At 39.3% G+C, this 14,518-nt stretch carries 15 protein-coding genes; 2 read left to right on the plus strand and 13 right to left on the minus strand.

The features are described 5' to 3' along the window. Position 1 precedes the first annotated feature (1 nt). The 8 genes from purF to IGL90_RS07500 form a co-directional block, all read right to left on the minus strand. The gene (gene purF / locus IGL90_RS07465) at positions 2-1,441 is read right to left on the minus strand and encodes an amidophosphoribosyltransferase (RefSeq protein WP_048737076.1); all 1,440 of its coding nucleotides are present in this window, start codon (positions 1,439-1,441) and stop codon (positions 2-4) included. Beyond that, positions 1,417-3,636, minus strand: a complete 2,220-nt coding sequence (gene purL, locus IGL90_RS07470; protein WP_048737078.1) for a phosphoribosylformylglycinamidine synthase subunit PurL — start codon at positions 3,634-3,636, stop codon at positions 1,417-1,419. The genes purF and purL overlap by 25 nt, the downstream gene beginning before the upstream one ends. After that, on the minus strand, positions 3,633-4,307 hold the full coding sequence (gene purQ, locus IGL90_RS07475; protein WP_002357272.1) for a phosphoribosylformylglycinamidine synthase subunit PurQ: 675 nt from the start codon (positions 4,305-4,307) through the stop codon (positions 3,633-3,635). The genes purL and purQ overlap by 4 nt, the downstream gene beginning before the upstream one ends. Further along, positions 4,308-4,559, minus strand: a complete 252-nt coding sequence (gene purS / locus IGL90_RS07480) for a phosphoribosylformylglycinamidine synthase subunit PurS (protein ID WP_002357271.1) — start codon at positions 4,557-4,559, stop codon at positions 4,308-4,310. Positions 4,560-4,572: 13 nt separating this feature from the next. Beyond that, entirely contained in the window at positions 4,573-5,286 is a 714-nt protein-coding gene (gene purC, locus IGL90_RS07485; protein ID WP_002361953.1) for a phosphoribosylaminoimidazolesuccinocarboxamide synthase, read from the minus strand. A 151-nt stretch (positions 5,287-5,437) separates the two neighbouring features. Continuing rightward, positions 5,438-6,562: a 5-(carboxyamino)imidazole ribonucleotide synthase gene (purK, locus tag IGL90_RS07490; protein WP_048737080.1), complete on the minus strand. Its 1,125-nt coding sequence runs from the start codon at positions 6,560-6,562 to the stop codon at positions 5,438-5,440. Beyond that, the gene (gene purE / locus IGL90_RS07495) at positions 6,555-7,043 is read right to left on the minus strand and encodes a 5-(carboxyamino)imidazole ribonucleotide mutase (protein WP_002365766.1); all 489 of its coding nucleotides are present in this window, start codon (positions 7,041-7,043) and stop codon (positions 6,555-6,557) included. The genes purK and purE overlap by 8 nt, the downstream gene beginning before the upstream one ends. Before the next feature lie 172 nt (positions 7,044-7,215). Beyond that, on the minus strand, positions 7,216-8,082 hold the full coding sequence (locus tag IGL90_RS07500) for an SPFH domain-containing protein (protein ID WP_002357267.1): 867 nt from the start codon (positions 8,080-8,082) through the stop codon (positions 7,216-7,218). Between the two features lie 149 nt (positions 8,083-8,231). Here IGL90_RS07500 and IGL90_RS07505 point away from each other — a divergent pair, with 149 nt between their 5' ends. Further along, positions 8,232-9,107 (plus strand): NAD(P)H-hydrate dehydratase, encoded by an 876-nt coding sequence (locus IGL90_RS07505; RefSeq protein WP_048737082.1) that lies wholly within the window; start codon positions 8,232-8,234, stop codon positions 9,105-9,107. Positions 9,108-9,204: 97 nt separating this feature from the next. On the opposite strand, the gene IGL90_RS07510 is transcribed toward IGL90_RS07505, so the two are convergent. From IGL90_RS07510 to IGL90_RS07525, 4 genes are all read right to left on the minus strand, one after another. Next, on the minus strand, positions 9,205-10,845 hold the full coding sequence (locus IGL90_RS07510) for a peptide ABC transporter substrate-binding protein (protein ID WP_002360129.1): 1,641 nt from the start codon (positions 10,843-10,845) through the stop codon (positions 9,205-9,207). 62 nt (positions 10,846-10,907) lie between these two features. Continuing rightward, positions 10,908-11,228, minus strand: coding sequence for a cupin domain-containing protein (locus IGL90_RS07515; protein WP_002369266.1), 321 nt, complete (start codon positions 11,226-11,228; stop codon positions 10,908-10,910). Positions 11,229-11,363: 135 nt separating this feature from the next. Then, positions 11,364-12,383, minus strand: coding sequence for a branched-chain amino acid aminotransferase (locus IGL90_RS07520; protein ID WP_002369265.1), 1,020 nt, complete (start codon positions 12,381-12,383; stop codon positions 11,364-11,366). 190 nt (positions 12,384-12,573) lie between these two features. Continuing rightward, a complete protein-coding gene (locus IGL90_RS07525) occupies positions 12,574-13,026 on the minus strand; it encodes a DUF2188 domain-containing protein (protein ID WP_048737084.1) in 453 nt (150 codons plus the stop codon). Positions 13,027-13,204: 178 nt separating this feature from the next. Here IGL90_RS07525 and IGL90_RS07530 point away from each other — a divergent pair, with 178 nt between their 5' ends. After that, positions 13,205-13,816: a lipoprotein gene (locus IGL90_RS07530; RefSeq protein ID WP_002382413.1), complete on the plus strand. Its 612-nt coding sequence runs from the start codon at positions 13,205-13,207 to the stop codon at positions 13,814-13,816. 46 nt (positions 13,817-13,862) lie between these two features. Here IGL90_RS07530 and IGL90_RS07535 read toward each other — a convergent pair whose 3' ends face one another. After that, entirely contained in the window at positions 13,863-14,507 is a 645-nt protein-coding gene (locus IGL90_RS07535) for a DUF998 domain-containing protein (protein WP_048737086.1), read from the minus strand. Between the last annotated feature and the right edge of the window lie 11 nt (positions 14,508-14,518).

The following is a 14,518-nucleotide window of genomic DNA, read 5'->3' on the forward strand; positions in this document are numbered from 1 at the left end:
GTCAATTCCTCCTAGTTTCTTTTTTCAAGGATGCTTGATATTGTTCTTCATAATCATACAAAGGCGTTGGATAGTCTCCATTAAAGTAAGCCATACACAGCCCAGAATAAGGAGCATCATAATTTAATTGAATCCCATCAATCAGCCCTGCTTCACTCAAAAAAGCCAGCGAATCTGCGCCAATCTGCTCTTTGATTTCTTCAATTGAATAGTTTGCCGCAATTAGTTCGTCCCGCGTCTGTATATCAATGCCATAAAAACACGGATATTTTAATGGTGGTGAAGCAATTCTGACATGAACTTCTTGCGCTTCTGCTTCTTTTAATAAATGAATAATGCGTCGAATAGTGGTCCCGCGAACAATCGAATCATCTACTAAAATGACTTTTTTTCCTTTGACCACGCCACGAACTGCCGATAGTTTCATACGGACACCTTGTTCTCTTAATTCTTGTGTCGGCTGGATGAATGTTCGAGCGACATATTGATTTTTTACTAAACCTAGTTCGTAAGGAATCCGTGCTTCTTCTGCATAGCCGCTAGCTGCAGACAATGACGAGTTTGGTACCCCAATTACCATATCAGCTGCGACTGGACTTTCGATTGCCAAGTTCTTCCCCATTCTTTTACGAGCTGTATGCACATTAACTCCAGCAATATTTGAATCTGGTCGTGCAAAATAAATATATTCCATTGCGCAAATCGCCGGTTGGACTTCCGTAGTGAAAACCTCTATTTTCAAGCCTTCATCAGAAATGATGACTACTTCACCAGGCGCCACATCTTGAATAAAGCTAGCCCCAACTGTTTCTAATGCACACGTTTCGGATGCCACAACGTACGCCCCATTGTTCATTTGTCCGATGGAGAGAGGGCGAAAGCCGTTGGGATCCAGTGCAGCAATCATCATCGTTTCTGTTAATAAAAGATAAGCAAAGCCACCCTTAACCAAATTCAAGCTCTCTTTTAATTTATCGAGAAACGAGGCAGCAGTGCTTTTTCGAATCAAGTGCATTAAAATTTCAGTGTCTGAATTGGAATGAAAAATAGCTCCTTCTCTTTCTAGTTGTTTTCGTAAACGCTTGGCATTTGTCAAATTGCCATTGTGTGCTAACCCAATTTGACTATCATAAAATTTAAATAAAAATGGCTGAATATTATCCACGCTACCCGTACCAGCGGTTGCATAGCGTACATGACCAATAGCCGCCGTTCCTTCTAACGCATTCAGTTGTTCTTGCTTTTGGAATACTTCTGCTAATAAACCTAAATCACGGTGGCCATCTAATTTCCCAGAATTGTTCGCCACAATTCCCGCGCCTTCTTGGCCTCGATGCTGTAAGCTGTGTAAGCCAAAATAGGTCACTTGTGCCGCATCAGGATGACCCCAAATACCAAAAATACCACACTCTTCATTTAAGCTTTTTGCTTCATAAGACATGGAATCGCATCCTCCCATAAGGCTTTGGCTTCTTTTGTTGAACAATTGATCACATCATCTAACGCATGAATGACCAAACCAGTTTCAGTCACTTTTCCAATATGTTGGGCTTTTCTTCCGATAAGTGTTTCAAACGCTTCTTGATGCTGGGGACTAACTGAAAGAATAAAACGGGATTGCGTCTCCGCAAATAGATATTCTTTTGTTAATGGCAGTGTCACCTGTAACCCCAGTTTGTTAGCAAAAGCCGACTCGGCTAAAGCAACGGCAACGCCGCCTTCAGCGCAATCATGCGCGCTAGCAACTAGGCCTGCTTGAATTGCTTTTAAAACTAATTCTTGGTTTGCTTTTTCCTCTTTTAAATCAAATGAGCGTAATTGCCCTTCAATTCGACCCAGTTGCATTTTTTGAATTTCTGAGCCGTTAAAATCTGCGTGGGTTTCACCGATGAGATAAATTAAGTCATCAACTTGTTTAAACGCTTGTGTGGTAATTTGTGAAACATCTTCAATCACTCCCACCATACCAATCATCGGCGTAGGGTAAATGGCTTGACCATCTGTTTCATTGTAAAGAGAGACGTTCCCTGAAATCACGGGTGTTCCTAGCTGACGGCAGGCGGCGGCGATTCCATCCGCCGACGTCCATAATTCCCAAAAACTTTCTGGTTTATCTGGGGAACCATAATTCAAGCAATCAGTGATAGCCAAAGGTTGTGCTCCACTTGCTACAATATTACGGGCTGCTTCTGCAACCGCAATTTGCCCACCAATTTCAGGATTTAAATACAAATAACGGCTATTACAATCTGTCGTCATCGCTAAGGCTTTATTGGTGCCCCGTACTCTTAATACAGCTGCATCACTTCCTGGTTGCACCACTGTATTCGTTTGTACTTGACTATCATAGGTTTCGTAAACTGATTTTTTCGATGCAATCGTTGGCTGTTGCAATAGGCGTTTTAATAATTCCGTACTATTCGTAATTTCTGGAATGAAGGGCGCTAATTTTTTAAAAGCACGCATCCGTTCTGGTTCTTGATAGGCTTTCTGGTAAACAGGTGCTTCTTCTGCCAAAGCATCTACTGGTACATCTGCGACTATTTTGCCACCGTGAAAGACACGATACTGTCCATCATCTGTTACGGAGCCAATCGCTACCGCTTCTAAGTCATACGTTTGAAACAATTCACAAACTTGCTGTTCTGCTCCTTTTTCCACACAGATTAACATCCGTTCTTGGGACTCAGACAAGAGCATTTCATAGGGGCTCATCTGCGTCTCTCTCTGTGGAACTTTATCTAGCTCTAGAATCAAGCCTGAACCTGCTTTTGATGCCATTTCAGCACTTGAAGAAACCAAGCCAGCCGCCCCCATATCTTGGATGCCGATTAAAATATCTTGATGATTTTTGATTAAATCAAGACAAGCTTCCAATAATAATTTTTCCATAAACGGATCACCTACTTGTACCGCAGATCGTTGCTGTTCTTCACCTTCACTAAATTCTTCTGAAGCAAAGGTCGCACCATGAATTCCATCTCGTCCTGTTTTCGCACCTACGTAAAGAATGCTATTTCCGACGCCTTTTGCTTGGCCTTTTTGAATCTCATCATGACGAATCAATCCCACACACATAGCATTAACAAGTGGGTTTCCTTGATAACATGGCTCAAAAGCAATTTCGCCGCCAACGGTTGGAATACCAATACAATTTCCATAACCGCTAATCCCCGCCACAACTTCTTGAAACAAATAACGTGTTCGTGTATCCGTCAATTCGCCAAATCTTAACGAATCCAATAAAGCAATCGGCCGTGCCCCCATACTGAAAATATCGCGAATAATTCCACCAACGCCTGTAGCTGCTCCTTCGTAAGGTTCCACTGCAGAAGGATGATTATGGCTCTCTGCTTTAAAAACAACAGCTAATCCGTCACCAATATCGACAATCCCAGCTCCTTCACCAGGACCTTGAAGCACTTGTGGCCCTTCCGTCGGAAACTTTTTTAAAACGGGCTTGGAATTTTTGTAAGAGCAATGTTCACTCCACATCACGGAAAATAAGCCAGTTTCTGTATAATTAGGTTCTCTTTGTAAAATGGTCTCAATCTGATGATATTCTTCATCTGTTAGTCCCCATTCTGCATACAACCGTGTCTCCTTGATTTCTTTTGGTGTTGGTTCATTCATCATTGGCTTAATTCCTTTCCAAAGTTTTTAATGATTGAAGCAAAAAAGCTGCGTCCATCTGTTGAACCTAACAATTCTTCCATCGCTCGTTCCGGATGAGGCATCATTCCTAGAACATTGCCCTGTTCATTACAAATACCAGCAATATTCGCAAGACTCCCGTTCACCTTTTCTTGATACGTAAAAACAATTTGGTTCTTTTCTTTCAGCTCTTGCAACGTTTTTTCATCACAATAGTAATTCCCTTCGCCATGTGCTACTGGTAAATGTATCGAAACATTTTCAGGATACTCGCTTGTAAACTTTGTGTGCGTATTCACTTTCAATGGGACACTTTTACAAATAAAACGAAGCGAATCATTTCTTAGCAACGTGCCAGGAAGTAAGCCAATTTCTGTTAAAATTTGAAAGCCATTACAAGTGCCAAAAACCATTTTGCCTTCTGTAGCAAAGCGAATCACCTCATTGATAATTGGCGAAAACCGAGCAATTGCACCACAACGTAAGTAATCGCCATAAGAAAAACCACCAGGCAATAACACGCCATCAAATTTTGCTAAAGAAGTGGCATCGTGTCGGACAAATTCTGCATCGACGCCCATCACCTCTTTGACAGCCCACAATAAGTCTGCATCACAATTGGATCCTGGAAAAACAATCACTGCCAATTTCATTTAAATTTCCTCCAAAGATAAAATTTCAAAACGATAGGATTCCATATTTACATTGGCTAATAGTTGATCACAAATTTGTTCAATTTTCTCTTCAATTGCTTCTGTCTGCTGGACGTGCATTTCAAAATACTTACCGACACGGATTTCGGCTACTTCTGTAAAACCAAGCCGATGGACTGCTTCCTTAACCGCTTCACCTTGGGGATCCAAAATTGATTCTTTATACGTAACATAGACTTTGACAAAATACATACGCGCTTCCTCCTCAATTAGCTGTTAGTAAACGTTGTAAAACTTCTTCATATACAGGAACTATTTCTCCTAATTCACGGCGATAAACATCTTTATCCAGATGTTCGTTTGTGTTTAAATCCCATAGACGACAGGTGTCTGGAGAAATTTCATCTGCCAGTAACAATTGATTGGCCTTCGTCCGACCAATCTCGATTTTAAAATCGATCAAACAAATATTGAGACGTTGAAAGAGTTGACTAAGCGCCTGATTAATTTGTAAAGCCAATGCTTTAATCTCCACAATTTCAGCAGGAGTGGCTACTTTTAGAAATTGAATATGGTCTTCGTTAATAAAAGGATCATCCAGACGATCTTCTTTGTAATAAAATTCAATAATGGGCGTCACTAATTTAGTGCCCTCTTCAATCGCTAAACGCTTCGAAAAACTTCCTGCCGCATAATTACGTACGACAACTTCCAAAGGAATCATTTCTACGGCCTGAATTAATTGTTCGTGTTCAGATACTTTTTTGATAAAATGATTGGGAATCTTCTGTTGCTGTAAATATTCAAAAATAAGACTAGTGATTTGATTATTTAAAGCGCCTTTTCCAAGAACTTTGTCTTTTCTTTGACCGTTTAAAGCTGTTGCTTGATCAAGATATTCCACAAAAAGAACCGCAGCATTTTCTGTTTGATACAACTTCTTCGCTTTTCCTGTATACACAAGTGCTTTCTTTTCCATTCTTTCCCTCTTCTCGTTAGCTTCATGAACCCTATTCTTTCTAACTCAGCTGATTTACATCAGTTAAAAACTTACATTAGTTATAAAAAAACAATAATCGTTCGTGTTTGTCGAATGTAAAAATAAAAAACTTGCTTGGAGCAAGCATTTATTAAGTTACGTTCCAAATACCAACAGTCTCAATTTCCTTTAACGTTTCTGATAAGCAAGGTGTTGTAATGGTGACGTGGCCCATTTTTCTGCCAACTTTTGATTCGGCTTTTCCATAGTAATGGACTTGCCAAGTAGGTTTTGACGTGCATAACTGGTAGCTTTTTTCTAAGTGTTCGCCTAGGAGATTCACCATAACCACTGGTTGAAGTAACTGGGGTAACCCAATGCCCCAATTGCTAATTCCTCGAATATGCGCATCAAATTGACTAAATGAGCAAGCTTCAATAGAGTAATGACCTGAGTTATGAGGCCGTGGCGCTAATTCATTGACGTACAACTCTTCTGAATCCGTTAAAAACAGTTCGATAGCTAAAACCCCAGATAAATTTAATTCCTCAGCAATGTGTTGCGCCAATTCCGCTGCTTTTTGTTGCACATTCTCAGAAATTCGAGCGGGCACAATTGATTCATGCAAGATATTCTTTCGATGAATGTTTTCAGATGCAGGAAAGCTTTGGTAACCATGCTTATTCCCTGCAACGATGATTGAAAGTTCTTTAGTGAAAGGCACCCACTTTTCTAATTCACAAGTGGCGTTAGCTAATAATTCAGTCGCTTGGGAGAAATCCTCTTCGCATTTTAAGACGACCTGTCCTTTTCCATCGTATCCACCTTGAATAGTTTTTAAGACACATGGAAAACCAATCTTTTCTGTTGCTTGTGGCAGCTCTTTCTGACTTTTCACTTCCGTAAAAGGGGCAATCTTACAGCCAATCGATTGAAGAAACATTTTTTCAAGCAATCGATTTTGAGTAATTTTTAACAATTCTGTTCCTTGTGGCAGCTTTTCTAGTGGAATGGCCTTTTCTAGAGAGGCCACTTCAATATTTTCAAATTCATAGGTGATCACATCGCATAACTCTGCTAGTTCAGTTAAAGCAGATATCTGATCAAAGGCTGCCACAATTTGACGGTCAGCTACTTGACCAGCTGGACTATTGAGCGTTGGGTCCAACACAATCATTTGGAAACCCATTTTTTTACCACTCATGACTAGCATTCGCCCTAACTGTCCCCCACCTATAATGCCAATAGTTGCTCCGACTTTTAAAGGTTTATTCAAGTTGTTCCCCACTTTCCATAACCGCTTTTTCCAATGATTGTCGTCTTGCTTGGATTCTTTCTGCTAACTGTAAATCATCAATACTTAGTATTTCTGCAGCTAATAACCCAGCATTGGTAGCACCTGCTGAGCCAATCGCAGTTGTTGCTACAGGAACTCCCCCTGGCATCTGCACAATAGACAACAGTGAATCAATACCGTTTAATGTTCGTGTTTTAACTGGAACACCAATGACAGGTAAGGTTGTCTTTGCAGCTACCATCCCTGGTAAATGGGCCGCTCCACCAGCGCCAGCAATAATAACCTTCAATCCTTTTGTTCGTGATTCCTCTGCAAAACGAAACATCAAATCAGGGGTCCTATGTGCTGATATCACTCGTTTTTCATAAGGAATTTTCAACTCTTCTAACACAAGACAAGCAGCTTTCATCGTTGCCCAGTCTGAGGTACTTCCCATAATCACAGCGACTAATGGTTTCATGAATATAATAACTCCTTCCGCCTTTTTTCACTGTTATTCTAACAATGAGAAAAAGAGATGTCAAAGAAAAACCGAAATATTATAAATTAAAATTATATAATGTTCGTGTTTTCCAAAAAAAGAGCCATCGGAAAGATGACTCTTTTTTGCTATTTTTAGCGTTGCTTCCTCTTTAAGAAGAAACGTCGCCTGTATTAATAACTGGTTGTGTGCCCTTATCAGTAATGATTGAGACTAGTAAATTATTAATAAGTTGTACTTTTCGTTCATCGGTAAAATTAATTTCTTGCCCTTCTTCAATCTGTTCTAAGGCCATTTGTGTCATGCTTACCGCACCTTCAACAATTGTTTGTCGGGCCGCTAAGATTGCTTTTGCTTGCTGTCTTTGCAACATGGAGCTAGCTATTTCAGTTGCATAAGCTAAATGATTCAACCGTGTTTCGATAACCTCTACACCAGCCACTGCTAAGCGTTCTTGCAATTCTTTGGTTAACTCCTCGGAAATTTGTTCGGTATTTCCTCGCAGAGTTACATCATTATCTGAAAAAGTGTCATAAGGATATTGTGTTGCTACATGCCGGATTGCCGTTTCGCTTTGAATTTCCACAAAGTCTTGATAATAATCGACATTAAATAACGCCTTAGCTGTATCGACTACCCGAAAAACGATGACCGCAGAGATTTCGATTGGATTCCCGTCAGAGTCATTGACTTTTAATAGAGAACTATTGAAATTTCGTACTTTCAAAGAAATGTTCATTTTTTGCGTAAATGGAATGGTAATAAACAACCCATTTTCTTTAATCGTACCTAAGTAGCGACCAAAAAATAAAATAGCTTTCGCCTGGTTGGGACTAACAATGGTTAAGGAACTTAAAAATAAAATAGCCCCAACTAACAAAATAATACCTAAAACAACAAGAACACCATTGGTATGACTCGCTCCATAAATAAATAAACCAATTCCCGCAATTAAAATAACTAATAAGCTCGCAATTCCTACGTAGCCACTCATATAAAATGTTTTTTTCTCTTCCATCTGTTTCACTCTCCTAACTCATTTATCTGGTCCTTATTATACACCTCATTGCCTTCAATAGAGTAACTTTTAACATTAAATAAACTGATTTTTTCGGGGCTCTTGTAGTATACTGAGAACAAAGAAATCCCAAGAAAAGGAGTGATAGAATGCGCTATTTAAGCAAGGACATTTTAGAGGAAGTCATCACTCAACGCCCCTCCGACTCTTATAAAAGCAATTTTGGGCGTGTCGTATTAATCGGAGGAAACCGTCAATATGGCGGAGCCATCATCATGAGTACCGAAGCGTGTATCAATAGTGGCGCTGGTCTCACCACTGTGATTACTGATGTTAAAAACCACGGGGCTTTACATGCAAGATGCCCAGAAGCGATGGTCGTGGGCTTTGAAGAAACAGTCCTTCTGACGGACGTCGTAGAGCAAGCGGAAGTTATTTTAATTGGTCCAGGTTTAGGCTTAGATGCTACTGCACAACAAATATTAAAGATGGTACTCGCCCAACATCAAAAACAACAATGGTTAATTATCGATGGCTCAGCAATTACCCTGTTTAGCCAAGGCAATTTTTCCCTTACCTATCCTGAAAAAGTTGTTTTCACACCTCATCAAATAGAATGGCAACGTTTGAGTCACTTACCTATCGAGCAACAAACACTGGCAAATAACCAGCGCCAACAAGCAAAATTAGGCAGTACGATTGTTTTAAAAAGTCATCGCACAACAATTTTCCACGCAGGAGAACCTTTTCAAAATACAGGTGGCAACCCTGGGATGGCTACTGGCGGAACTGGGGATACCTTGGCTGGCATCATTGCTGGTTTTTTAGCTCAGTTTAAGCCGACAATTGAAACCATTGCTGGCGCCGTCTACTTACACAGTCTCATTGGAGATGATTTGGCCAAAACTGACTATGTTGTTTTACCAACGAAGATTAGTCAAGCCTTGCCGACATATATGAAAAAATATGCCCAGCCCCACACTGCACCTGATTTTGAACTATTAGAACAGAAGCGTTCGAGATAAAACCCGAAAAGGCTAAATGGTGACAAATTTTGGGTTAAAAAGCAGGATTTAAGCCTGGGCCGAAAATCAAAAGCGATTTTCAGCCCAGGCTCTCTTTTTATTTTTCCTTATAAACATTTTTTAACGTTAATGGAGCGCCAAAGGTATGAAAATTCAAGCCTTTGACTTTATCATTTTGCAGGACTGTTTGTTCATTTTGGCTAAGTGGAATCATGCCAGCAGTCGTTTCAATCACTTCTTTTTCAGCTGCAATCAGTGTCGCCCATCTTTTTTCTGGCTCTAAGGCATAGGTTGTGGCTGCTTCATCTAATAATTTGTCATAGACAGGGTTCTGATAATTGCGATCATTGCCCTTGTATAAAGTCATCAGGGTAGAAATAGGATCTTGATAGTCTGGTGTCCAGTAAATTAAGAATAAATCATAATCACTTTCTCGCCCAAAGTTCAATGCAGCTTCGGTCGGCAATGCGGTTAGCTCTATTGTCAAACCAGGAAACAGTTCTTGTAGCGAGCCTTGCAAACTTTCACCAATTTTTTTGTAAGAACCATCATCTGTTACCATCAATTCAACGTTAACCTTTTCTCCTAATTCTGCTTGTGCTTTTTTCCAATAACTTTGCGCTTTTTCTTTGTTATAAACCATTAAATCACCTGCTTCTTGACGAAAATCGAGACCCGTTGTGGGATTCGCCACAAAGCCTTCCGTAATCGCACCATGTAAAGCTTTAGAACCATCTGCAATAATATTATTGACTAGATTTTCTTTATCTATTCCTAAAGCCAATGCTTTACGCAGGTTTTCGTTTGCAAGCGGCGTTGCTTGCCCTTTCCGTTTTTGATTTAAGCGCAAATAGTTCATTGTCGCTGTTGGATACGAATGATACAACGTATTATTTTTATTCTGTTGCGCCAGTTCACCACTTAGTGTAGCCACATCTAATTGTCCATCTTCAAAAAGATTCAATGCAGTAGATGTTTCTTTGATAACCGTATAATTGATAATGTCTGAGCGCACGTTCTGGTGATCCCAATAGCGATTATTTTTTGCTAGTTGCCAGTCCATCTTTGTTTGCTGCCAATCTTTTACCACGAACGGACCATTATAGACGACTTTATCACTAGCAGTTCCATAGTCCGCACCAAATTGTTCGACTACTTTTTGATTTTGCGGGAAAAATGTAGGAAAAGCTAACAAGGACGTAAAGTAGGGTTTTGGCTCTTTGAGCGTCACTTTTAATGTATAATCATCCACAGCTGTGACACCTAGTTCATTGGGTGCTAATTTCCCCGCTGAGATTTCTGCACCATTTTGAATTGTTTCAACGATGAGGAAGCTATAAACAAAGCCGTTTTTAGGATCAATCATTTTTTTCCAAGCATATTCAAAATCATGCGCTGTGACAGGATCATCGTTACTCCAAACCGCTTCTTTTCTCAAAGAAATCGTGTAGGTTTTTCCATCTTCTGAAATCGTCGGCAATGCTTTTGCTACGGCTGGTACCAATTGGTCTTGTTCATCTAAACTATATAACCCTTCAAACGCTGCTGTTTGGACAATAGCATCTGGAAAATCCAATAATACAGAGGTGTTGAGCGTTGTTAATTCCGAGGGTGACATCAGTTGAACGGCTTCTTTGGTATTTTTCTGTTTCTTTTTATTTTCATTTTTATTGGTACACCCAGCTAAAAATCCTACCAATAAAATACAAACCATTGTGATTTTTAAATACTTTTTCATCTTCTTTCTCCTATAACTCTTCATTTTTTTATGCTCTTACTTACAGAAAGACAGCTCCCCTTTTATTTTGTCCTTTCAACAAGCATCCAGACAACGACCGCTGGCTCCAACCCATTATTATAATTAATGTGCCCCTCACCAGCTTCAATTAATTGGGCTTGTCCAGCTTTTCCGACTAAGTCTTGACCATCTTCTAAAATCGTATGTGCTTCGCCAGAAATCACATAAGAATATTCATCCTGTTCATGGCGAGCATATCCAGCTAAAGGCCGTTTTTCACCAGGTTGTAATGTAATAATGCCCATTTGAACTTGTGCATTTGGTTGGTTTTCTTTATCAAAAAAAATCGTCATTTCTTCTGATTCTGCTGATTTAATAAGCAATAACTTCCCCTCCTTTTTTAAATCTTGTATCTTCCATTATTCCTTTAAATAGAATCAAAGTCAATATTTTTATAGAAAATTCTGAATATTCTACACAAAAAAAAAGAGAGCATGAATTCTCTCTTTTTTGTCTCTTTAAACTTTTACAATCCAGCCTTCTGGCGCTTCTTTGTCACCAAACTGTATGCCAACCAGTTCATCATATAGTTGCTTAGTCACTGGTCCAACTTCCGTTTCACTATAAAATACATGGAAATCTGTGCCATTTTGAATCCCACCGATAGGAGAAATAATCGCCGCTGTGCCACAAGCACCCGCTTCGGAGAAGTCCGCTAATCGATCAATGTAAACGTCTCCTTCAAGCGCCGTCATCCCTAAACGTTCTTTTGCTAGCGTCAATAATGAATATTTAGTAATACTTGGTAAAATAGACGCTGATTTCGGCGTAATAAAAGTACCATCTTTGGTTATGCCAAAGAAATTGGCTGCACCAACTTCTTCAATTTTCGTATGCGTATACGGATCTAAATAAATGCAATCACTAAATTCTTTCTCATGTGCTTCTGCACCTGGTAAAAGACTAGCTGCATAATTGCCCCCCACTTTAGCTGCCCCAGTTCCTCGACCCGCTGCTCGATCATATTCAGAAACGATAAAGTTGGTTGGTGCTAAACCATTTTTAAAATACGAACCAACCGGCACGCAAAAAATAGAAAAAATGTATTCTTTGGCAGGTGCTACGCCAATATTATCGCCGACACCAATCATATAAGGGCGAAGATACAACGTACCGCCCGTTCCATATGGCGGTAAATAAGCAAGGTTGGCTTTCACCACTTCTTGGCATGCAGAAACAAAGGTTTCTACTGGCACTTGTGGCATCAGTAGACGCGCACAACTTTTTTGTAGCCGTTTGGCATTTTCATCTGGACGAAACAAATTGACAGAACCATCTGCACATTGATACGCTTTTAATCCTTCAAAACATTGTTGGCCATAATGTAGAGCAGGCGAACCTTCACTAATCGTTAACTGATTGTTATCTGTTAGCGTGCCTTCTTCCCACTTGCCATCTCGCCAATAACTAATATAACGAAAGGGCGTTTTAATGTAAGAAAATCCTAAATTATTCCAATCAAGATTGGCTTTTTCCATTGTCGTAGCACCTCAATTATTTTGATTTTTTATCTTAATTAGTGTAATTGTACCCACCAAAAACTAGAAAAGCAAGTCTTATTCTCATTCTTAACTTTTGTTATTTTTTCTTACTTGTCCATTTCTCCCTCGCAAAAAAACCTTGATAACCGTTTCTTGAATTGCAACGGAATATCAAGGTTTCGAAAAATTATTCAGTATACTCTTTGGTTTCTTGTAACGTACCATCTTGCTTATAGATTTTCAGCTTTGTTTGCTTATTCCGAGCAATTTCTTGGGCTCGTTCAATCGCCTCTTGTTTGTGGGTAAATGTATTACTTGCTTTTTCAGCGCTGTCTGAAATCACCAACCATTGGCCGTCTTTATATTTAACGTTGACAGCCGCCGTTAATAATTTTCCCGCATGTTTATCCTGTTTATGCGAATCTTGTTTCGTAGGATTTGCTTCTTGTTCGAAGGCTTTTTTGTCTGCTTCACTTGCCTCTTGATACCATTTCTCCGCTTGACTAATCGCAATTGGAATGGCGCGATCATCAGGGTAGCCATCCGCAAGCAACGCATTGCCAATATCTATCGCTTTTTTCCGAATCAAAGGTGCTAAATTTTTCATTGATGTAGGATAATCATTCATATTCCAAGGCATCAAAATCTCCTCCTTAAATTCTGTCTATTACTAGCTTACTACAGAAAAGGAACATTTGAAAAAGAAATGATTACTTTGAATATTTCCTGAACATTCTTGAGAGAATAAGCCTAATTTCCCGTTGGCCAAACTTCTCAATCTTTGAGTGTATGATTACTCATTTCCCTTTGAATCAGTTATGATAAAGGAAGAAATAAATAAATTTTTTGGAGGGATTTTCATGAAAATGTCTAAAGTACTCACCACTGTTTTGACGGCAACTGCTGCTCTTGTGCTGCTTAGTGCTTGTTCATCTGATAAAAAAACAGATAGTAGTTCTAGTAGCAAAGAAACAGCTAATTCAAGTACAGAAGTAGTCTCTGGTGCTTCAATTAGTGCCAAGCCTGAAGAGCTCGAAATGGCGTTAAGTGATAAAGGAAATTGGATTGTCGCAGCTACTGACAATGTCACTTTTGATAAAGAGGTAACAGTTGCTGGTACTTTCCATGATAAGGGGAAAGATTCCAACGATGTCTATCGTAAATTAGCGCTTTATTCTCAAGATGATAATAAAAAAGTAACTGCTGAATATGAAATCACGGTTCCTAAGCTAATCGTTTCTTCTGAAAATTTCAATATCGTTCACGGGACTGTCAAAGGTGATATTGAGGTGAAAGCAAATGGCTTTACTTTAAATGGTACCAAAGTTAATGGCAATATTACTTTTGATAAACAAGAATACAAAGATTCTGCTGACTTAGAAAAAGATGGTGCCACTGTTACTGGTGAAGTCACCGTAGCCAATAATTAAGTTATTACCAGACAATTTTAACTAGTAAAAAACCAATGACAAATGTTCAATCAAATTTGTCATTGGTTTTAGTTTGTAAACACAGTGCCAGCATTGGTAGATAATTACAAAATGAACTCACTCTTTGCCATAAGCCTAAATAATTAAATGGTTTTACCTGTTGTAGTTGTGGAATCCTTGCTAAGCCATATAAGCCGGCTGCAAGCATACATAAAATAAACAAAAAGCCAAAAAGTTTTTTATTTTTTTGCGAACCGTATTTACTATAGATAATGGTTAAGACGCCTGATAACAACAAAAAGCCTGTATAACCGACTGCTGATCCTCCGTTATGAAGCGCGGCAGCAACTGTGCCAGCGCTTGAAGTGTCTACGCTGAAGAGCCCACTGAAAATACAATCAAATAAACCATAAGCGCCAATCATTGCCACTACTAACCAAGCACCTTTTTTCGTTTTTCTGGAAAAAATAGCATATATCCTAGGTAAACTTGCTAACATCAACATTCCCGCAATGATAGTTAACCGATTAAAGTTTTCCCTAACTGGACTATTCACCTCACCTAATAAGCTAATTACTTCTGTCAATTGATTGTAACCTTGATCTTTGAATCCGACATAATAAGGTGTAAAAAAATCAAGTAAGACCCCTAAAACTAAAAAATAGCCGCCATATTTTTTTAAAAACTGCATCTATTCACCTC

Source organism: Enterococcus sp. DIV1307a (assembly GCF_050537425.1).
GTDB classification, from domain to species: domain Bacteria; phylum Bacillota; class Bacilli; order Lactobacillales; family Enterococcaceae; genus Enterococcus; species Enterococcus faecalis.

Coding starts and splice junctions, on each gene's coding strand:
- purF (WP_048737076.1), bottom strand. CDS start 1,441: ATGTCTTATGAAGCAAAAAGCTTAAATGAAGAGTGTGGTATTTTTGGT.
- purL (WP_048737078.1), bottom strand. CDS start 3,636: ATGATGAATGAACCAACACCAAAAGAAATCAAGGAGACACGGTTGTAT.
- purQ (WP_002357272.1), bottom strand. CDS start 4,307: ATGAAATTGGCAGTGATTGTTTTTCCAGGATCCAATTGTGATGCAGAC.
- purS (WP_002357271.1), bottom strand. CDS start 4,559: ATGTATTTTGTCAAAGTCTATGTTACGTATAAAGAATCAATTTTGGAT.
- purC (WP_002361953.1), bottom strand. CDS start 5,286: ATGGAAAAGAAAGCACTTGTGTATACAGGAAAAGCGAAGAAGTTGTAT.
- purE (WP_002365766.1), bottom strand. CDS start 7,043: ATGAAACCATTAGTCGCTGTGATTATGGGAAGTACCTCAGACTGGGCA.
- IGL90_RS07500 (WP_002357267.1), bottom strand. CDS start 8,082: ATGGAAGAGAAAAAAACATTTTATATGAGTGGCTACGTAGGAATTGCG.
- IGL90_RS07505 (WP_048737082.1), top strand. CDS start 8,232: ATGCGCTATTTAAGCAAGGACATTTTAGAGGAAGTCATCACTCAACGC.
- IGL90_RS07510 (WP_002360129.1), bottom strand. CDS start 10,845: ATGAAAAAGTATTTAAAAATCACAATGGTTTGTATTTTATTGGTAGGA.
- IGL90_RS07520 (WP_002369265.1), bottom strand. CDS start 12,383: ATGGAAAAAGCCAATCTTGATTGGAATAATTTAGGATTTTCTTACATT.
- IGL90_RS07525 (WP_048737084.1), bottom strand. CDS start 13,026: ATGCCTTGGAATATGAATGATTATCCTACATCAATGAAAAATTTAGCA.
- IGL90_RS07530 (WP_002382413.1), top strand. CDS start 13,205: ATGATAAAGGAAGAAATAAATAAATTTTTTGGAGGGATTTTCATGAAA.
- IGL90_RS07535 (WP_048737086.1), bottom strand. CDS start 14,507: ATGCAGTTTTTAAAAAAATATGGCGGCTATTTTTTAGTTTTAGGGGTC.